The following is a 19,381-nucleotide window of genomic DNA, read 5'->3' as shown; positions in this document are numbered from 1 at the left end:
CGACCAGGCCAATCCGTCTCTGACGATCAGTCTGAAAAGTCAGCATCAGTACGGGTAGACCTTGCGAAACTCGCGCGGACGACACGCCAGTGGGACGACCAGGAGTGGGGCGCTGCCACGGCACGCCTGGTCGCGCGCGGCTGGCTCGACTCCGACGCCGAACTCACCGACGCAGGACGTGCGGCGCGCGAGCGGATCGAGGTGGAGACCGACGAGCTGTGCGCCGCCCTGTGGGCACCGATCGGCACCACCGGCGCCCGCCGCCTCGCCGAACTCGTCACACCGATCACCGACGCGTTCGCCGCGGCCGGGACGTTCCGGACCACCGGTCGCCCCGACGTCGACTGAACGCCGCAGGCGGTGGTGGGCCTACGGGTCGAGGCCTCGGACCCCTGTCCCGCCGACCCACCGCCTTCCACCACTACCTCGACCGGCACGGGACGACCCGGCCGGAGTCCTGGCGAACCCCGGGAACCCCGGGAACCCGATCGGCAGCTCCAAGCTCCTCGACAGGGTCGAGCTCATGGCAGGCCAGGACACCCGGACCGCAGGAAGTCAGTTGCCGGGTGAGGTCGGGGGTGTGACGGACCAACCCGGGAGGGTGGGGAGCACGGCTTCGGCAACGTGGCGAACGGTGGCGTCGTCGACGGGCCGGCCGTCGTTCCGGAAGACAGCGATCTCGAAGGTCCGGCCGCCAGGGATCCCGGGGTCCTGTGCGGCGATGAGGTGCTCGACGCGGGAGCCGATGCCGGAGCCGGCCTTCCCCCGGGCGTCGGACCCGAAGGTCATGGCATCTGTGCTGTAGGTCTGGGCAGGGTGGTCCAGAAGGGTGACCGAGTGGGGCAGGTAGCGAGGCGTGCCGGCTATCTCCTCGATCGTGGTGGAGCTCTCGGTCAGGGCGACGACATAGGTGCCGAGGCGTACCTCCGCCATGGCGGTGCCGAGGGCGAACGGCGCGGGCTGAGCGATGGAAACGCGGTCCTTCGGCGTGCCGAGCAGAGCAGGCAGGTCGGGTCGGTTGAGCGCTGCGCACAGGGCCGCGTAGCCGGGCGGGTCTGTTGGCCGGGCAGCCACGCATGCGGCCGGCGGTTCGGCCTGTTCCGTACGAGCGACGGTCATCACCCACGTGACTCCGCCGAGTCCGGCAGCAGCCAGTGCGGCCGTCGTCACCTTGGCCGTCGTCACCTTGGCCTTGGTGTTCCTGCGGGTCTTGCCGACTGTCAAGGACGACTCCGTCCGGTACGGCTCGACCACCGCGGTTCGGGGATCTGTTGAGCCGGGATGATCATAGGATGCCGCCCCTACGGACACCTCTGCTTTTGCGCGGAGCCGTCCCGGCCGGAAGGCCGGACCGGCGAACAGAGGAAATCGCTGCAGGACCGTGTCATTTCCCTGATCGGGGGCACCCGAGCCACGACCGGACGAGAAGGGAAGTGATCCCGTGGGTATCGGAGGCTGCGTCCTGCTGGCCGCGCTGGGCGCCGTACTGGCCTTCGCCGTGGACTGGGAGCCGTCGGGCGTGAACCTGCACATGGTGGGCTGGATCCTGCTGCTCGCCGGGCTGCTCGGCCTGCTCGTCAACGCGACGGTCCTCCGCCGCCGGCGCCACGGAGGCCGGGTCGGACCGGACGAGGTCGTCGAGGAACGGCGCTACTACGAATGAGGCGCCCGTCGGACGGGCCGATCGCGCCGGACGAAGGAGCGCCCGGGTGGACGCGGGAAGGGAGGAACGGGTCGGCATGACCAGACTCGGAGCAGTGGGATGGGCCCGACGGCTACCGCTCTCGGCACCCGTGAGCGACGGCCGGGCCTGGGCGCGCAAGCACCTGCGAACCCTGGGCTGGGGCCGTGACACACCCGTGGCGGACGCGGTCGTGCTGGCGGTGTCCGAGCTGCTGACGAACGCGCACATCCACGCACGGAGCGACGCGGAGCTGGTGCTCACCTGGGACGGCCGGTGCCTGCGCCTGAGCGTCCACGACCACAACCCCGCACTCCCGCAGCCCCGGGACTCGGGCCCCGAGGCGACCGGCGGGAGGGGCCTGACGCTGGTGGCGGCCATGGCCGACCACTGGCAGACCCACCCGCACGCCGACGGCAAGACCATCACGGCGTGCTTCCACCCTCCCGGGCCGGGCGAATGAGCGGTACCCTGCGCCGGACACCGAGGGCTCCGAGCGGCTGTCGGAGCCGTGGGGTCGGAGTCGGGCGTCGAAGCTGGGCGTCGGAGCCGGACGTCGGTCGGAGCCGGGAGTCGCCGACGAGGACGTACTCGACCGGAGGAGTGTGTGGCTGCACGCTCCGTCCCCGGGGTGCCCCGACCACCCCTGACGACAGTGGATGAGAGCTAACGGCCCCGCCAGCACGTCCCGCGCCCTCTTCAGCTGGTCGGCTCGCCTGCCGAGGAGATCGTCGAGGGCCTTCTTGTTCTTCTGTATCAGCTCCTGCTGATAGGCGGACTCGACCGCGTACCAGACGGCCACCAGGCCGGTCTCCTGCTTGCACCCGATGTCGGCCCCGGCGATCGCCTTCTCCGCGTCGGACGCCACGGGAGCGGCGATGCCCACGATGTTCAGCGGATCCGCCTGGCTGTGTCCGGAACGGGCCATGCAGGCCGACCAGTTCCTGATCACGGACGCCACCCGATCGTCCTTGCGGCACAGTTCGAACGACGCCAGATCGATCGCCTGCACGACTTCGCCGGTTGTCGACGGACAGTCCCGCGTTCCGGTGATCCGGACGGCCGCCGCACCGTGGCGGCCGATCGCCGGGGCGCCGCCGGGGCCCGGCCCGCCGTCCGGTGTCCCCGCCAGGGCTTCCAACTGCTTGCGCTTCATGAAAGCGGTCTCCCTTGTTCGATCGGGCGGCCGCCCCCGGAGCGGGGGCCTCGTCCTGCCCGGTGCCCATGACTCTCGCCGACCCGTGGCCCGGCGGACATCAGTCATCTGACTGCGGCTCGCGGACGCGGCGGGCTCACGGTCACCGCACCGGCTGCCGGACGGTGGGTTCAGGCGTCCTGGGGGTGGGTCGGGCCGGGTGGACGCGGCAGGGCGAGGGTGGCGAGGGCGCCGCCGTCCGGGGTGTTCGTCAAGGTCAGATCGGCGCCGAGCACCGCGGCCTGGCCGACGGCGATGGTGAGGCCCAGGCCGTGGCCCCGGCCGCGTTCGGCGGCGCCGGTGCGGAAGCGCTGCGGCCCGTCGGCGAGGAGGTCGTCCGGGAAGCCGGGACCGTGGTCGCGCACCGTGATCCGGGCACCGGTGACGGTGACTTCGACGGGCGGCGCGCCGTGCCGGTGGGCGTTGGCCACGAGGTTGGTGACGATGCGCTCCACCCGGCGCGGGTCGGTCGGGACGACGGCGGGGGCCTCCGTCCGCAGCCGGGTGTCACCGCCGGCCTGCGCTGCCGCGTGGGCGACGAGTTCGCCGAGCGGAACCTCGTCGACCCGGGCCCGCTCGGCACCGGCGTCCAGGCGCGAGACCTCCAGCAGGTCCTCGACCAGGACCCGCAGGGCGAGCACCTGGGTGCGGACCAGGACCGCCGCCTCGTCGTCCTCCGGGAGCAGACCCGCCGCCGTGACCAGGCCCATCAACGGAGTGCGCAGCTCGTGGGCGACGTCGGCGGTGAAGCGTTTCTCCGCGGCCAGCCGCGCCTGGAGCGCGGCAGCCATCGCGTCCACCGCCGCCGAGATCTCGGTGATCTCGTCCCGGGCCCGGCCCTGCCTGCCGATCCGGGCGTCGAGGTCCCCGTCCGCGATCCGCCGGGCGGCACGGGAACCGCGGCTCAGCCGCCGGTTCGTCCGCTCCGCCACGAGAGCGGCCACGGGCACGACGACCAGCAGCGCGGCGAGTGCCGCGGTGACCATGCTGCGGTCCAGCAGTTGGAGACTGCGTACCTGCGCACTCATGTCGGTCCGTACGACGATCACCTGGTCCTCGCCGACCGGGGCCGCCGCCCAGAGCCAGTACCAGTTGGGCGCCTTGACGTCGTACCAGAGCGCGTGCGCTCCGGGCGTCCGCAGGTCGGCCACGGCCTGCGCCAGCGGTGCCGGCAGATCCGCCGTGGTCCGCAGGTCCGCGAAGGCCGGACGACGGCCCGTGAGCGAGAACTCCTTCTGCGCCGCGGCCACCTGCGCGGCCGCCAGTTCGCGCCCGGCCCGCTCAGCGCTGCGGTCCGCCGCCCGGTGGACGAGCACCCCGATCACGGCGGCGACCGCGCAGCAGGCCAGTGCGACCAGGGCCGCGACCTTCCAGCGCAGGGACCGCGGGTCGAACAGTCGCGTGGCCATCAGCTCAGCCCCGCACGAGTTTGTAGCCGAAGCCCCGGACGGTCTCGATCCGGTCCGCCCCGATCTTCTTGCGCAGCCGCACCACGCACAGGTCGACGACCCGGGTGTCGCCCTCCCAGCCGTAGTCCCAGACGTCGCGCAGCAGACGGCGGCGGTCCAGGACCGCGCCCGGGTTCTCGGCGAAGGCCAGCAGCAGGCGCAGTTCGGTGGGCGTCAGCGGGACCGGCCGCCCGTCCAGGTGCACCTCCAGGCCGCGCAGGTCGACGGTCAGGCCGCCGAAGACGAGGAGGTCCGGTGAGGAGGGGGCCGTCGGCGACTCCGGGGACGCGGCCGGTCCGGTCGGCAGGTCCGACACGTCCGTGGCCCGTCCGTCCGGGGCGGGTTCCGGGGCGGGAGCCCGGTGGAAGGTGGCGCGGCGCAGCAGGGAGCGGATGCGGGCGACGAGGACGGGGATGTCCACCGGTTTGACCACGTAGTCGTCGGCGCCGGCCTCCAGCCCGGCCACGACGTCGAGGGCGTCGCCCCGGGCGGACATCATCAGCACAGGGGTGAGGCTCTCCTCGCGGATCCGTCGGCACAGGCTGATGCCGTCGAGGCCCGGGAGCATCACGTCCAGGATCAGCACGTCGTGCGCCCCGGCCCGGAACGCCTCCAGGCCGTCGAGCCCGTCGCCGGTGACGTCGACCTCGTAGCCGTAGCGTTCCAGGGCCAGCTGCACCGACCGGCGGATGACCGCGTCGTCCTCGACGAGCAGCACGCCGACCGGTTCAGGCACACGAATGGCGGACAAGGGTTCTCCGAATGTGTTCGCCCGGGGAGCTGCACTCGTCCGGGCCCGCGGGTAGTCGATCGTAGCCGTACGGGCGGCGGGGCTGCGGCGGGCCCGGTGCCGCAGGTGCGGGTTCGAAGACGGGCCCGACGGTGGCGCACGGGCCGGTCAGAGCCGCAGGGACGCCGCGACCGGCAGGTGGTCGCTGCCGGTCGCGGGCAGTGTCCACGCCGCACGCGGTGTGATGCCGGACACCAGGATCTGGTCGATCCGGACCACCGGGAACGAGGCGGGCCAGGTGAATCCGAAGCCGTCGCCGGCCTCCCGTTGCGCCGACCGCAGCGACCCCGTGAGCCCGCGCAGCGCGGAGTCGTCGACCGAACCGTTGAAGTCCCCCAGGACCACGATCCGTGCGAGCCGCTCCGCCCGGACGGCCTCGGCCAGCCTGGCCGCCGCCTCGTTGCGGCGGGCCGTGGCGAAGCCGGTGGCCGGGTGGACCCGGACGGAGGCGAGGTGCGCCGCGTAGAGCGCCACCGGCCCCTTAGGCGTCCGGACCGTGGCGCGCAGCGCCCTGGTCCAGGGCATGATCTCCACCGGCTCCACCTCCTCCAGGGGGTATCTGCTCCACACCCCGACACCTCCCAGGACCTGGGAGTAGGGGTAGGCGGCCGCCAGCTCGCGGCGGAACGTCTCCTGCGCCCGGCTCGCCAGCTCCTCCACCGCGAGGACGTCGGCGCCCGAGGCCGCCAGCGCGCGGGCGGTGCGGCCAGGATCAGCATTCTGCTCGTTCACGTTGTGGCTCACCACCGTGAGGTCGCCGCCGCCGGACCTCTTGTCGACGAGGGCGGGCCCGAACAGGACGGTCCACACCAGGGCGGGGACCAGCACGGCGACCGTCGCCAGGACCGAACGGCGCACCGCCGCGCAGCACAGCAGCAGCAGGACGCCCAGGCCCGACCAGGGCAGCACCGTCTGGCAGAGGCTGCCGAGGTTGCCCACGGCGTTCGGCAGGTGGGAGCTCAGGGCCATCGGGGCGGTACAGAGCAGTGCGGCCACGGCGACCGGCCAACCGCGCGGCCCGTACCGCCCTCGCCGCCCCGTGCCTCGCCGTCCCGTGCCGCGGCGGGCCGGACGGTGCGCGACGGGGGTCGGAACGGGGACAGGGACCACGACAGGGGGCGGCGGGACCGTGCCCGGGTCCGCGTTCACGCCCACTCCCGACGACCGCCGTCGAGGGTCGGCAGGACCTGCGGCAGCCTGTCCCGCAACGCGCCGACGAGCCGACCGCTGTTCTCCAACGCCGCCCGCATGCCCTCGGTGGGCGTCGTACCGGCGCGCTGGCCCAGGACCACACCGAGCACGAGCCGCCGTCCCGTCCCGGCCCCGCCCTCCGGCACCTCCAGGGCCCACATCAGGTTGCCGCCCGCCGGTGTGCTCGAACCGGTCTTCAGCCCCACCACCCCGGGACGGTCGAGCAGCGTGTTGGTGTTGCGCAACGGCGCCGCGCGGCCCGGCAGCACGGTGCTGCGCAGGGCCACGGTGGCACGCAGCGCAGGGTCCTTCATCGCCTCGCGGGCCAGCACCAGCTGGTCGGCGGCCGTGGACACGGTCGTGGGTTCGATCCCGCTGGCCCCGGTGTAGGTCGTCGCCGGCATCCCCAGCCGGGCCGCCTCCGTGTTCATCCGCTGCACGAACGCCTCCTCGCTGCCCGCGTCCCAACGGGCCAGCAGCCGGGCCACGTTGTTCGCGGACGGGAGCAGCATCACCTCCAGCAGCTTGCGCTGGGTGAGCCGCTGGCCCTCGACCACGGGAGCCGTCGACTCGCTGGTCGACGCCGACTCGGCCGCCGCCTGCGCGTCCACCGTGATCGTCGGTCCGTCCTCGCCGTCCCGGAGCGGGTGGTCCCGCAGCACGACGTACGCCGTCATCACCTTGGTGACACTCGCGATCGGCACCGGCTGCTGCGGCCCGTTCACCCCCAGGACGCCGACCTTCGTCACGGCGACTGCCGACTGTCCCTCCTCCGGCCACGGCAGACCGAGCTCGACGACGGACGCAGGAGCCGGCAGCGTCGGCGGCCCCTCGACCCGGACGCCTCCTTTCCCGGCGCCGCCGGCCGCGGGCCCCTCGGGCAGGTTCGCCGCCACGCCACCGCCGGCGCCCGCGACCAGCACCGCGGCCAGCAGCCACAACACCCCGCGGCGGGGGACCGGGCGCCGACCCGGCACGGTACGGGGATCGTCGTCTTCGCATTTCGTCACGGCGGACACGGCAGCTGCCTCCCGGAGCAGAGGAACACGGAGCCCCGGTGGCACGGACGGCCACCCGGGGTGTGTCCACAGACTCCGGGACGGCTGCTTCGAGCCGGTCGTCACCCGGCTTCCGCAAGCACGCGGTCATGTATCAATCACGTACCACCGGTGACGCGGAACGCCGGGACAGAAGCCTCACGTCCCGCGACCGCCTCTCACCCGCGCTACCGCGACAGCCGCACCCTCACGGTCACCGCCCACCGCGAGACCACGGCGGCAGCGTCCGACCGGGCGCTCGCCGACCTCGCCGCCCGGGTGGCGGCTGCGACCGGGACGGGTCCAGCCGCTGGGTGGGTGAAGCCGACGGTGCGTCAACGAGATGTGCACGGGACACGAGGTGGGACAGCCCTAGGGTCGGGCCCTGTCGCCGGGATGTGTCCGATGTCCCCGCGTCAGCACTCGTCGGGCTCCGCTCCGGCCGCTCGTCCCCACTCCCCCGGCAGGAAGGTTGCTGCTGCATGCGCATCCCGTCGTCGCGTTCGAGAGCAGGTCTGGCCGCCGCGGCCGTACTGCCCCTGGTGGCAGCCGCCCTGTCCGTCGCCCCGGCAGCGGCGGACACTCCCGCGCCGCGGGACCGGGCGGTGGTGCCGGACACGGCACCGGACTGGGCCCGGTCCACCGCCGACCAGGGCAGGGAGCGCGCCGACGCACCGGTCACGGTGCGGGTCTACCTCACCGGTCGCGACCACGACGGCCTGGACGACCTCGCCCGGCAGGTCTCCGACCCCGCCTCCGAGCAGTACGGGCACTTCCTGAGCCCGGAACAGCTGGCGGAACGGTTCGGCAGCAGCGAGGAGCAGACCACCAAGGTACGCGGCTGGCTGGACTCGTCCGGGCTGCGGGTGACCGCCTCCAACGGCCACTACCTCACCGCCGACGGCGCCGTCGCCGACGCGGAGCGGGCCTTCGGCACCGAGCTGCACACCTACCGCAAGGACGAGCGGACCTACCGGGCGCCCGCGGGGGACGTCACCGTGCCTGCGCACCTCGCGCACGACGTGCTCAGCGTCACCGGGCTCAACACCGCCCCCAGCAGGGTCAGGCCCGGCCGGCCGACGCCCAGGGACATCCTGCCCGGCCCCGGCAACGCCTTCGTCAACTCCCCGCCGTTCTCCGACCACTTCGGCTCGACACCGGCCACCGGCACGCCGCCGGCGTACGGCGCGGTCCGGCCGTACGTGATCCAGGGCTTCAACGGCGCCCAGCTGCGCACCGCCTACGGCGCGGCCGCGACCGGGCTCACCGGCCGCGGCGCGACCGTCGCCGTCGTGGATGCCTACGACTCGCCCACCATCGGCGACGACACCGCGCGCTACGCCGCCGAGCACGGTGACGCCCCCTACGGCAAGAACCAACTGCTGCGCTACGACCCGGCGGTGTGGACGCACACCGCCCCGCCGGACGTCGACCCGGGCGGCTGCGACGCCTCCGGCTGGTACGGCGAGCAGACCCTCGACATCGAAGCGGTGCACGCCGTCGCGCCCGACGCGGACATCTCCTACGTCGGCGCCGCCTCCTGCTACGACCAGGACCTCGTCGACGCCCTGGACCGCGTCGTCGACCAGCACCTCGGCGACATCGTCTCCAACTCCTGGGGCGAGCCCGAGAACGCCTCCGACCCGGCCTTCGACCGCGTCTACCAGCACCTGTTCAAGCGCGGCGCCGTCACCGGCATCGGCTTCTACTTCTCCAGCGGCGACGACGGCGACCAGCTGGAGAACACCGGCACCAAGCAGACCGACATGCCCGCCTCCCTGCCCTGGGTCACGGCGGTCGGCGGCACCTCGCTCGCACTGGACGCCTCGAACGGGTACCGCTTCGAAACGGGCTGGGGCACGCTGAAGTCCGTCCTGTCGGCCGACGGCACGTCCTGGACGGACCTGCCGGGCGGCTTCACCGGCGGCGCCGGCGGAGGCACCAGCGCCCGCTTCCCGCAGCCGCACTACCAGCGCGACGTCGTCCCGCCCGCACTGTCCGGGGCCAACGGCGGCCGCCACCGGGTCGTCCCCGACATCGCCGCCGTCGCCGACTCCAACACCGGCTTCCTCGTCGGCCAGAGCCAGACCTTCCCCGACGGCACCGTCCGCTACGGCGAGTACCGCATCGGCGGCACCAGCCTGGCCTGCCCCGTCATCGCCGCCCTCCAGGCCCTGGCCCAGCAGGCCAAGGGCTCCCCGATCGGCTTCGCCAACCCCGCCATCTACCACCGCTACGGCACCGGCGCCTACCACGACGTCACCGACCACCCCTTCGGCCCCGGCACCGAACTCGCCCAGGTCCGCGTCGACTACACCAACAGCGTCAACGCCGACGACGGCACCACCACCTCGCTGCGCACCATGGGCCACGACACCTCCCTCGTCGCCGACCGCGGCTACGACAACGTCACCGGCGTCGGCACCCCCACCGCCGAGTACCTCACCTCCTGGGACTGCCCGCCCGACGGGCAGAGCCCCGAACACCGCACCACCGACTGACAATCGCCACGGCGGACCCGCTCCCGGCCCGCCGCGCACGGGAAGCACCCACCGCCGTTCCGGACCGCCTCACGGTAGGTCGGTGAGATCGTTCTGCGGCCTGCCCGACCGGGGGCAGGCCGCAGAACGAGCCGGTCGACGTCACCGGTCACCAGGTGACCGGCAGTGCGTGGAGACCGTAGACCTCGTTGTTCACCCGGTAGGACACCTCCTCGGCGGGACACGCGAGCGCAAGACCGGGCAGCCGCCGCAGCAGCGCGGGCAGCGCGATCCGCAGCTCGGCGCGGGCCAGCGGCGCGCCCAGGCAGTGGTGCGGGCCGTGCCCGAAGGCCAGGTGCGACAGGGGTTTGCGCCCGATGTCGAGGCGGTCCGTCCCAGCGCCGAGCTCCGGGTCGCGGTTGGCCACCGGCAGTTGGCAGACGACCTGGTCACCGGCCTTGATCGGCACACCGCCGATCTCGGTGTCGTACCGCGCGGTCCGGGCCAGCGCGGTGCTGGACACGGACAGGTACCGCAGCAGCTCCTCCACGGCGCCGTCGATCACCGGATCCGCCTCGTCGGCCTCGCGCAACCGGGCGGCCTGTTCCGGGCGCGCCAGCAGGGCGAGCACGGCCAGGCCGATCGTGTTGGACACCGTGACGTGCCCGGCGAGCAGCAACAGCTCGCAGACACCGACCAGTTCCGCGTCCGACACCGCGTCGCCGTGCTCCCGCACGAGCATGCCGATCATTCCGTCGTCCGGGCTGCGCCGCTTCTCCGCCACCAGCGAGGCCGTGTAGGCGTGCGACTCCCGGCCGGCCGCGAGCCGCTCCTCCATCGGCAGCCCGAGGTCCAGCGTGGTCCGCGACCAGCGGTGGAACTCCCCCTGGTCGGGATCGGGAACGCCGAGCAGAGCGCAGATCACCCCGAGCGGCAGCGGCAGGGCGAAGTCCGCCATCAGGTCCGCCGCGGGGCCGCGCGCCTCCATGGCGTCGATCAGCTCGCCGGTCCGGGCGCGGATCATCGGCTCCAGGGCGCGGATCCGCTTCCCGGTGAACTCCGGCGTCAGGACGCGGCGCAGCCGGGTGTGCTCCGGCGGGTCCATGTTGAGGAGCTCGTTCGGCAGGATCGGCGCGCGCTGCGCGTCGTACATCGCGAAGGTCTCCTGGTCGGCCAGCACCCGCCGCACGTCGGCGTGCCGGGTGACGAGCCAGTACTCACCGGTCCGGTGCAGCCAGAAGTCCCTCACCCGCCGCACCGGGTCCTCGCGCTGGGCCTCCCCCAGCGCCGGACCCGGGTCGAGCCCGTCCCGGCGGTAGAAGATAGAGATCGGCGGTGCGTCCTGCTCACTCATGGGCCCTCCCCTGGCCGGCCGGTACCGCCTTCCCGATACCCAGGCACTCGCGCCGCCGCGCACACCGGCCCCGGTCCCGTGCAGCACACGGGGCACGGAACCGTCCCCCGCACGCCCGCGCCCCCGCCGGAGCCGCCCCCTGCCGGCAGAAGCCCTGGCGAGCAGCTCCGAGCCCTGGAATCCCCCATGTGGTGCGGACTGTGGGGGCGGCCCCCCACCACCGACAGCCGGCCTCGGCCCGGGCCGAGGCCGCCGGGGTGCGGCGGCCGGGGTGCGGCGGCCGGTCCTGCTGGACGGCGCGCCGCTGCACAAGCCGTCCGAGGGGGCGCCGCAGGAACGGGGGTGTTGGGGGTCCGGGCGAGGGGATCCGCCATCGCACTCTTCCCCCCGCGAGCGCCCCGGCGCATGCTGAACTCCGGGCCGGACAACGGCGTCCTGCCCGCGGAGGGGGACCGGCATGGACTACAAGAACCTGTTCGAACGCATCGACGACGCCGTCCACCCCGTCCTGGCCGAGGGAACCGTCGCCCAGTACATCCCGGCCCTCGCCGCCGTCGACCCCCACCGGTTCGGCCTCGCCGTCGTGGACACCGCCACCCGCAAACCGCCGCGCGGCACCGGGGACTGGCAGGTCCCGTTCTCCATCCAGTCCGTCTCCAAGGTGTTCACCCTCGCCCTGGTGCTGGCCGCCGACGGCGACTCGCTGTGGGCCCGGGTGGGGAAGGAGCCCTCCGGGTCGCCCTTCAACTCCCTCGCCCAGCTGGAACGTGAGAACGCGATCCCGCGCAACCCCTTCGTCAACGCCGGCGCGCTGGTGATCACCGACCGACTGCTCACCCTCACCGGGGACTCCCGGGGCACCCTGCGCGACTTCCTCCGCACCGAGAGCGGCAACCCCCACATCGACTTCGACGCCCAGGTCGCCTGGAGCGAGAGCCACCACGGGCACCGCAACGCCGCCCTCGCCCACCTGCTGGCCGACCACGGCCGCCTCGAGAACCCCGTCCCGGACGTCCTCGACCACTACTTCTGGCAGTGCGCTCTCACCATGAGCTGCCAGGACCTCGCCCTCGCCGCGGGATTCCTCGCCCGGCACGGCCTGCGGGCCGACGGCACCCGGCTGCTCACCCGCAGCGAAGCCAAGCGCATCAACGCCGTCATGCTGATCGGCGGCACCTACGACGCCGCCGGCGAGTTCGCCCACCGCGTCGGCCTGCCCGCCAAGAGCGGCATCGGCGGGGGCATCCTCGCCGTCATCCCCGGACGCGGAACGCTCTGCACCTGGGGGCCGGCCCTCGACAGCCACGGCAACTCGATCGCGGGCATCACCGCGCTCGACACCCTCACCACCCTCACCGGCTGGTCCATCTTCTGACCGGCGGCGCACCCACCCGGCGGCCCGGAGCGCACCGGACGCATCCGGGCCGAACCCGGATGCCTCGGACCTGCCGGATCCTCACGGCCCGACGGAGACTCGCGGCCCGACGGAGGCTCGCGGCCCGACGGGGGCTCAGGTCGTCTGGACCAGGCCGCCGTCGATGACGAAGTCGCTCCCGGTGACATTGCCGGTCCGGTCCCCGGCCAGCAGCACGACGAGGTCGGCGACCTCCTGCGGGAGGCTGAACCGGCCGGTCGCGGACTGCGCGGCCGCGGTCCGGGCGATGTCCTCCGGGTCCCCGCCGGTCGCCTTCGCGACCGTCGCGGCGACGCCGTAGTCGCCGAGCCAGAGTGATGTGGACACCGGCCCGGGACTGACCGTGTTGACCCGCACCCCGCGCGGACCGACCTCCTTGGACAGGGCCTTGCAGAAGTTGGTGAGCGCCGCCTTGGCCGCGCAGTACTCGATGATCGTCGGGTCCGGCAGGAACGCGTTGACCGAACTCACGGTCACGATCGACGCGTTGCCACGTTCGATCAGGTGGGGCAGGGCCGCGCGGGTGGTGCGGACGGCGGCGAGGAGGTTGATCGTCAGCCCCTGGATCCAGTCGTCGTCGGTGACGGACAGGAAGCCGGCCGGACGCGGGCGTACCGCGCCGACGTTGTTGACGAGAATGTCCAGTCCACCGAACACGGAGACCGCCTCCTCGACCGCGGACGCGGGGCCGTCCGCGGTGGTGAGGTCGGCCGACACCGGATGCACCTGCGGCGCGAGGTCCGTCAGTGCTCCCGTGGTGCTCCGCGCCACGGCGACCACGTGCACACCCTCGGCGGCGAGTGCCCGCGTCACGGCGAGACCGATCCCCTTGCTGGCCCCTGTGACGACGGCGACCTTGCCCGCGAGATGAAGGTCCATCGGAGTCTCCTCGGCTGCTGCGGCGGAGCGGGCCGCGGCCCGCCGGTACCGCGCCGGAACGCGGTTCGACCGGCTGCCCGGCCGTAGGCCCACCACCGGTGCCGGGCATCGGCACCGCCGAGGGCGACGGGTCGCACCGCCGAGGTCAGGACCCCTCGATCGCGGCCTTGATCCGGCGACCGAAGTCGGGGGCGTCCTTGCGGGCCGCGTGGAGCGCCGGGCCGGCCAGGACCTTGCCGAGTCCGTGGCCCTCCAGCGTGTTGAAGATCCGGACCCGGGTACGGCCGTCCGGCAGCGCCTTCAGGTCGTAGCCGCCCTCGGCGGTGATCAGGTTCTTGCTCTCCTCGCTCCAGCGGACCGTGTGCGGAGCCTCCAGGCCGGTGATGCGGAACTGGCGGGAGGTCTTCATCCCGGCGTCCTTCACGGTGCTGCGGAAGACCGTCCCGACGGCGGTCGGGCCGTCCGGGGTCTTCGCGATCTCCAGCACCCGGGGACTGAACTCGGGGTCGTGGCGGCCGTCGGCGAGATAGGCGAAGACCTCCTCCACCGGGCGGTCCACCTCTACGCTCGTCTCGAACTGTCCCGACATGTCGGCTCCTCGGCGTGTACGGCAAGCGCCTCACTGCCAGGATTCCAGAGAGTCCTGCCCCGCGCCTCCCGGCTCCCGGCCCGCGCCTCCCGACCCCCGGCTCTCAGCTGTGGCCGACGATGACGGAGATGCCCCAGCCGATCGAGGCGAGGACCACCGCGAAGCTCAGGACCGCCAGGGCGTAGCCGACCGGCCCGGCGGTGGGGCGGTAGGTGGCGGGTTCGGTGGCCGGTTCGCCGGTGGGACCGGACGGGCCGGACGGGCCGGACGGACCGGACGGGCCGGACGGACCGGACGGGCCGGACGGACCGGGCGGGTTGAGCAGGCGCAGGCCGAGGGCGAACAGCGCGGGCAGGCCGGCGCCGGTGAGCAGACCCACCACGACGATCTTCCACACCGCGTCCAGGTTGATCCAGGAGTTCACGAGACCGCCCCGTCCTTGGCCACGACGGGCGCCGGCGCGACCGACCCCGTCCACTCGGCGTTGACGTTCTCGGGCGTCACGGCCGGGTAGCGGGAGGCGACGAAGAAGGCGACCGATGCCAGCACCAGCACCACGAACACCACCACCACGCCGGCCGTCCCGCCGATCCCGTTCGCGGTCCAGTAGGCCAGCGCGCCGACCAGTGCGGCGGCCGGCAGGGTGAACAGCCAGGCCGTCACCATCCGGCGGGCGAGCTGCCAGCGCACCTCGGCGCCCTTCCACCCGACGCCGGAGCCCAGGATCGATCCGGTGGCCACGTGCGTGGTGGAGAGCGAGTAGCCGAAGTCGGTGGAGCAGAGGATCACGGCCGCCGAGGCCGACTCGGCGGCCATCCCCTGGGCCGGTGCGATCTCCACCAGTCCCTTGCCCAGGGCCCGGATCACCCGCCAGCCGCCGGCGTAGGTGCCCAGGGCGATCGCCAGCGCGCAGGAGAGGATCACCCAGTCCGGGGCCTGCGCCCCGGCCGCCAGGTTCCCGTTGGCGATCAGGGCGAGGGTGATGACGCCCATGGTCTTCTGCGCGTCGTTGGTGCCGTGGGCGAGCGACACCATGGAGGCCGAGCCGATCTGGCCCAGCCGGAACCCGTGCTCGCGCGGGCGTTCGGACACCTCCCGGGTGATGCGGCGGACCAGCAGGGTGCCGACCACGGCGACCCCGCCCGCGATGAACGGCGACAGTGCCGCCGGGACGATCACCTTGGAGACCAGGCCCTGCCACTTGACGGCCGAGGTGCCGGCCGCCGCCACCGTCGCCCCGATCACCCCGCCGATCAGCGCGTGCGAGGAACTGGAGGGGATCCCGAGGTACCAGGTGGTCAGGTTCCACAGGATGCTGCCGGTCAGACCGGCGCAGACCACGGTCAGGGTCACCGCCCCACTGGAGACCAGGCCGTTGGCGATGGTCGCCGCCACGGCGGTCGACAGGAAGGCGCCGACCAGGTTCAGCACCGCCGAGACCGCGACCGCGACGCGCGGCGGCAGGGCCCCCGTGACGATCGAGGTCGCCATGGCGTTGCCGGTGTCGTGGAAGCCGTTGGTGAAGTCGAAACCCAGCGCTGTGATGACCATCAACGCCAGGACCGCGTCGTTTCCGGTCACGCAGCAGAACCTAGCCCGCGCACCGCCGGGACCGCTCCCGCGACGACGCGGCACACCGAACAGCCGGGGTCCGCCATCCCATCGGCCCAACACCACACGCCTCCCGGGCGGGGCGGGTGCGGAACGGCGTGGGGACCGGTCGGGCGGGCGCTCCGGGGAAGGTGCCCGCCCGACCGGGGCGGACGGGCGCGGCCGGTCAGGCGTTCGCGCGGGCCGGGCGGCGGGAGCCGGTGGCGAGCCACAGGACGGCCGCGGCGATCACGGCGGCGAGTACCAGGCTGACCGGGCCGGTGCCGAGGCCGAGGCCGCCGCGCTCCCGGCCGACACCGGCCCAGTCGGCGAAGCAGGCGCCGAGCGGGCGGGTGAGCACATAGGCCCACCAGAACGCGAGGACCGGCGGCAGGCGCAGTACCCGGTGGCCGAGTGCCGGTACCGCGATCAGGGCGGCGAACAGCAGGCCCGAGGGCAGACAGCCCCAACCGAGGGTCGCCGCGGTCAGGTCGCCGACGGCGGTACCGAGGGCGAAGGTCGCCATCACCGCCGCCCAGTAGAGGACCTCGCGGCGCCCGCCGCGGACGGTGTCCACGGCGAGGGTGCCCTCCAGGCGGTGCCACAGTCCGAAGACCGCGGCGAGCGCGAGGGCGAACGCGGTGGCCGAGAGGGCGTACGGGACGCCGAGGGCCAGGTGGGCGACGTCGGCCGCCATGGTGCCGAAGACGCTGACCATCACCACCGCCGCCCAGTAGACGGCGGGCCGGTAGCGGTCCGCCCTGGCCTGGGCGGCCAGCGCCGCCGCGAGCAGCACGGCGGCGCCGGCCACGGCCGGGACGGGGCCGAGGGTACGGGCGAGGTAGTCGGAGGTGGTCTCGCCCATGCCGGTGGTGAGGACCTTCACCGCCCAGAACACGGCGGTCACCGCGGGCACCTTGCTCCGGCCCGCGGCCGCCGGGACGTTCGGGAGCCGGGTCCGGAGCCCGGGTGCGCCGGCGTGCGTCGTGGTGTCGCTCACAGCGGAGCGCTCCCTTCCCGGCGCGGCCGTCCCGCGCCGCCGGGTGACGGGGCGTCAGCCACCGGTGACGGTGTTGGCGGTGATCGCGAAGGTGGTGCCGTCGACGGTGACCGCCTGCCGGACGCCGTCCGGGCCGAGGACCACCGCCTGCCAGGCCCGGCCGCCGCCGGTGGCGGACACCGGGTGCAGGGACTCGACCTTGCCGCCGGGCACCGCGGAGGACGCCTTGACCACGGCGTCCGCCGCGTCCAGCGACGGCAGCGGCGCGGGTGCCAGGTGCGGTCCGGCGTCGTCGGCGCGCCGGTCGCTGTCGTTCCTGCCGCCCTCGTGACCGTCCTCGTGCCCGCCGTCGTGGCCGCCGTCGTGACCGTCCGCGCGGTCCGCCCGGGTGTGGCCGTGGCCACGGCCGTCGGCGTGGGCGGAGGCCCGGTCCTCGTGCTCCTCGAAGCCGTGGTGCGCGGCGGCCGCGACCGCGCCGCCGGCTATCAGGACCGTCACGGCGACCGCGCCGCCCCACCGCGCCCTGCGCCCGGGCCGCCACCGCCCCGTCGACGCCTGCTTCGGCTTCAGCTTCCGCTCCTGGTCCTGCTGCGGTGCCTCGAACTCCTGCCCACTCGCGGACTCGTCCACCGTGCTCACCCCTGATCTCCCCTGCTCACCGACGTCTCCGGGCACCGTGCCCGGCCGATCGGGGCCCAGCATGGCGACAGCGGGCTGAAGGGTTGCTGAAGACCTGAGGACGTCTTCAGCAACCGGTAATCAGCCTCGGTGATCAGTCCCGGTGATCAGTCCCGGTGATCGGTCGTCGGAGGACCCGGACGCGCCGGTGCCCGTCGGCCGTTGTGGCCGACGGGCACCGGGCGCTGCGGGGTGCGGCGGCTACCAGCGGTACCACCGCCCCCGGCTGCCGGCGGTGGTGGTGCCCCGGGCGATGAAGCCGAGGAGCCAGATGGCGAGGACGACCAGGCCGACCCACCACAGGACCTTCACGGCGAAGCCGAGCCCGAACAGGAGGAAGACGAGCAGCAGGACCAGGATCAGACCGAGCATGGAGCGGACTCCTCACACTGGAAAATGGTTCGGGCCCCGGCTGCCCCGGTTCCGCCGGATCATGCGCAGACCGCTCCGACCAGCCGGACCACCCGGCTCGCCCGCCGCCGCGGGCCTGCCTCCCGGGGCCGGGATCCCCGTCGCGCGTTACGGGCGGCGTGCTGCGGGGCATACGGCTGCCGGCGCCGGTCGACGAGCCGGAAGGCGCCCCGGGCCCGGGTGTGAACGAGGACGGTGCCCCGGCCGCCGGCACCCGCGAGTGGCGGGCCACCGCTGTCGAGGAGCACCGACGGTCCGCCGCCGGACTTTCCGGTTCCGGTAAGGACTGGGGTAGCCTCCGAGGCGGTACGTGCCTGTGTTGTCGGTCGGCCTCCGTGCCCCGGCGCCGGGGTGGGCTCTAGAGAGGCGACGTTTCGATGGCTGGCTCAGCAACGCCCAACGGTTCGCGCGGGAGCGCGAATCCTTCCGCCGCCCAGGTCGGGGTGCCGGAACTGCGGCTCCTGCTCGCCGGTCTGACGGCGGTGCGCGACGGTGACTTCGGGACCAGGCTGCCGGACGACGCGGACGGCCTGCTCGGCGAGATCGCGACCGTGTTCAACGGCATGGTCGACCAGCTGTCCCGCTTCACCTCCGAGGTGACCCGGGTGGCCCGCGAAGTGGGCACCGAAGGGCGGCTCGGCGGTCAGGCGCAGGTGCCCGCCGTCTCCGGGACGTGGGCCGACCTCACCGACTCGGTCAACGCGATGGCCGGCAACCTCACCACCCAGGTCCGCGACATCGCCCAGGTGGCCACCGCGGTCGCGAAGGGCGACCTCTCGCAGAAGATCACCGTCGACGCGCGCGGCGAGATCCTGGAGCTCAAGAACACCGTCAACACCATGGTCGACCAGCTGGGCAGTTTCGCCGGCGAGGTCACCCGGGTCGCCCGCGAGGTCGGCACCGAGGGCATCCTCGGCGGCCAGGCCGACGTGAAGGGCGTCTCGGGGACGTGGCGCGACCTCACCGACTCGGTGAACTTCATGGCCGGCAATCTGACCGGCCAGGTCCGGGCGATCGCCCAGGTCGCCACCGCGGTGGCCGACGGCGACCTCTCGCAGAAGATCACCGTCAACGCGCGCGGCGAGATCCTCGAACTCAAGAACACCATCAACACCATGGTCGACCAGCTCAGCTCCTTCGCCGGCGAGGTCACCCGGGTCGCCCGCGAGGTCGGCACCGAGGGGCGCCTCGGCGGGCAGGCCGACGTGCAGGACGTCTCCGGCACCTGGCGCGACCTCACCGAGTCCGTCAACGTCATGGCGGACAACCTCACCGCACAGGTCCGTTCGATCGCCTCGGTGACCACCGCGGTCGCCCAGGGCGACCTGACCCAGAAGATCCGGGTGGACGCCCGCGGCGAGATCCTGGAGCTGAAGGAGACCATCAACACGATGGTCGACCAGCTGTCCGCGTTCGCCGACGAGGTCACCCGGGTGGCGCGGGACGTCGGCACCGAGGGCAACCTGGGCGGCCAGGCCACCGTCCGGGGCGTGTCCGGGACGTGGAAGGACCTCACCGACAACGTCAATGTGATGGCCTCCAACCTCACCGGCCAGGTCCGCTCGATGTCCGACGTGGCGACCGCCGTGGCCCGGGGCGACCTCTCCCGGAAGATCACCGTCGAGGCCAAGGGCGAGGTCGCGG

The 19,381-nt window shown here is 73.5% G+C and carries 18 protein-coding genes and 1 pseudogene; 6 read left to right on the top strand and 13 right to left on the bottom strand.

What is annotated here, in order from left to right:
* Positions 1 to 69 precede the first annotated feature (69 nt).
* A pseudogene (locus BI06_RS46675) lies at positions 70 to 348 on the top strand (hypothetical protein); the annotation flags it as partial.
* 207 nt (positions 349 to 555) lie between these two features.
* On the opposite strand, the gene BI06_RS24245 reads toward BI06_RS46675, so the two are convergent.
* Positions 556 to 1,224 (bottom strand): DUF6215 domain-containing protein, encoded by a 669-nt coding sequence (locus BI06_RS24245; protein ID WP_149030462.1) that lies wholly within the window; start codon positions 1,222 to 1,224, stop codon positions 556 to 558.
* A gap of 217 nt (positions 1,225 to 1,441) precedes the next feature.
* On the opposite strand from BI06_RS24245, the gene BI06_RS24240 reads away from it, so the two are divergent.
* Together BI06_RS24240 and BI06_RS24235 are read left to right on the top strand one after the other, a co-directional pair.
* Positions 1,442 to 1,663: a DUF6458 family protein gene (locus tag BI06_RS24240; RefSeq protein ID WP_043471609.1), complete on the top strand. Its 222-nt coding sequence runs from the start codon at positions 1,442 to 1,444 to the stop codon at positions 1,661 to 1,663.
* Positions 1,664 to 1,739: 76 nt separating this feature from the next.
* Positions 1,740 to 2,144 (top strand): ATP-binding protein, encoded by a 405-nt coding sequence (locus tag BI06_RS24235; RefSeq protein ID WP_043471607.1) that lies wholly within the window; start codon positions 1,740 to 1,742, stop codon positions 2,142 to 2,144.
* 863 nt (positions 2,145 to 3,007) lie between these two features.
* Here the strand turns inward: BI06_RS24235 and BI06_RS24230 are convergent.
* The 4 genes from BI06_RS24230 to BI06_RS24215 form a co-directional block, all read right to left on the bottom strand.
* Positions 3,008 to 4,285 (bottom strand): HAMP domain-containing sensor histidine kinase, encoded by a 1,278-nt coding sequence (locus BI06_RS24230; protein WP_043471605.1) that lies wholly within the window; start codon positions 4,283 to 4,285, stop codon positions 3,008 to 3,010.
* A 4-nt stretch (positions 4,286 to 4,289) separates the two neighbouring features.
* Positions 4,290 to 5,075 (bottom strand): response regulator transcription factor, encoded by a 786-nt coding sequence (locus tag BI06_RS24225; RefSeq protein ID WP_030395429.1) that lies wholly within the window; start codon positions 5,073 to 5,075, stop codon positions 4,290 to 4,292.
* A gap of 147 nt (positions 5,076 to 5,222) precedes the next feature.
* Positions 5,223 to 6,083 (bottom strand): endonuclease/exonuclease/phosphatase family protein, encoded by an 861-nt coding sequence (locus BI06_RS24220; RefSeq protein WP_043471693.1) that lies wholly within the window; start codon positions 6,081 to 6,083, stop codon positions 5,223 to 5,225.
* A 176-nt stretch (positions 6,084 to 6,259) separates the two neighbouring features.
* Positions 6,260 to 7,315 carry a D-alanyl-D-alanine carboxypeptidase family protein gene (locus tag BI06_RS24215; RefSeq protein WP_233290279.1) on the bottom strand — a complete coding sequence of 352 codons (1,056 nt, stop codon included), beginning with the start codon at positions 7,313 to 7,315 and terminating at the stop codon, positions 6,260 to 6,262.
* A 509-nt stretch (positions 7,316 to 7,824) separates the two neighbouring features.
* Here BI06_RS24215 and BI06_RS24210 point away from each other — a divergent pair.
* Positions 7,825 to 9,843: a protease pro-enzyme activation domain-containing protein gene (locus tag BI06_RS24210; protein ID WP_051741757.1), complete on the top strand. Its 2,019-nt coding sequence runs from the start codon at positions 7,825 to 7,827 to the stop codon at positions 9,841 to 9,843.
* A gap of 148 nt (positions 9,844 to 9,991) precedes the next feature.
* Here BI06_RS24210 and BI06_RS24205 read toward each other — a convergent pair whose 3' ends face one another.
* On the bottom strand, positions 9,992 to 11,176 hold the full coding sequence (locus tag BI06_RS24205; protein ID WP_043471601.1) for a cytochrome P450: 1,185 nt from the start codon (positions 11,174 to 11,176) through the stop codon (positions 9,992 to 9,994).
* A gap of 457 nt (positions 11,177 to 11,633) precedes the next feature.
* On the opposite strand from BI06_RS24205, the gene BI06_RS24200 reads away from it, so the two are divergent.
* Positions 11,634 to 12,551, top strand: a complete 918-nt coding sequence (locus tag BI06_RS24200; RefSeq protein WP_043471598.1) for a glutaminase — start codon at positions 11,634 to 11,636, stop codon at positions 12,549 to 12,551.
* A 135-nt stretch (positions 12,552 to 12,686) separates the two neighbouring features.
* Here BI06_RS24200 and BI06_RS24195 read toward each other — a convergent pair whose 3' ends face one another.
* The 7 genes from BI06_RS24195 to BI06_RS24165 form a co-directional block, all read right to left on the bottom strand.
* A complete protein-coding gene (locus tag BI06_RS24195) occupies positions 12,687 to 13,469 on the bottom strand; it encodes an oxidoreductase (protein WP_043471596.1) in 783 nt (260 codons plus the stop codon).
* A 145-nt stretch (positions 13,470 to 13,614) separates the two neighbouring features.
* The gene (locus tag BI06_RS24190; protein WP_043471593.1) at positions 13,615 to 14,058 is read right to left on the bottom strand and encodes an SRPBCC family protein; all 444 of its coding nucleotides are present in this window, start codon (positions 14,056 to 14,058) and stop codon (positions 13,615 to 13,617) included.
* A gap of 103 nt (positions 14,059 to 14,161) precedes the next feature.
* Positions 14,162 to 14,482, bottom strand: coding sequence for a hypothetical protein (locus BI06_RS51120; protein WP_043471590.1), 321 nt, complete (start codon positions 14,480 to 14,482; stop codon positions 14,162 to 14,164).
* A complete protein-coding gene (locus BI06_RS24180; RefSeq protein WP_233290278.1) occupies positions 14,479 to 15,639 on the bottom strand; it encodes an inorganic phosphate transporter in 1,161 nt (386 codons plus the stop codon). The genes BI06_RS51120 and BI06_RS24180 overlap by 4 nt, the downstream gene beginning before the upstream one ends.
* Before the next feature lie 196 nt (positions 15,640 to 15,835).
* Positions 15,836 to 16,648, bottom strand: a complete 813-nt coding sequence (locus BI06_RS24175; RefSeq protein ID WP_043471587.1) for a membrane protein — start codon at positions 16,646 to 16,648, stop codon at positions 15,836 to 15,838.
* Between the two features lie 54 nt (positions 16,649 to 16,702).
* The gene (locus BI06_RS24170; protein ID WP_043471584.1) at positions 16,703 to 17,287 is read right to left on the bottom strand and encodes a hypothetical protein; all 585 of its coding nucleotides are present in this window, start codon (positions 17,285 to 17,287) and stop codon (positions 16,703 to 16,705) included.
* A 240-nt stretch (positions 17,288 to 17,527) separates the two neighbouring features.
* Positions 17,528 to 17,698 carry a hypothetical protein gene (locus tag BI06_RS24165; protein ID WP_030395441.1) on the bottom strand — a complete coding sequence of 57 codons (171 nt, stop codon included), beginning with the start codon at positions 17,696 to 17,698 and terminating at the stop codon, positions 17,528 to 17,530.
* A gap of 416 nt (positions 17,699 to 18,114) precedes the next feature.
* Between BI06_RS24165 and BI06_RS24160 the strand changes: the two genes are divergently transcribed.
* Positions 18,115 to 19,381: HAMP domain-containing protein (locus tag BI06_RS24160; protein WP_233290277.1), on the top strand; the 1,267-nt coding region annotated here is incomplete at its 3' end.

The organism is Kitasatospora sp. MBT66 (assembly GCF_000710405.2).
Lineage (GTDB): Bacteria > Actinomycetota > Actinomycetes > Streptomycetales > Streptomycetaceae > Kitasatospora > Kitasatospora purpeofusca.
The sequence above is the reverse complement of the archived record's forward strand: the minus strand, read 5'-3'. Positions and strand labels throughout refer to the sequence as shown.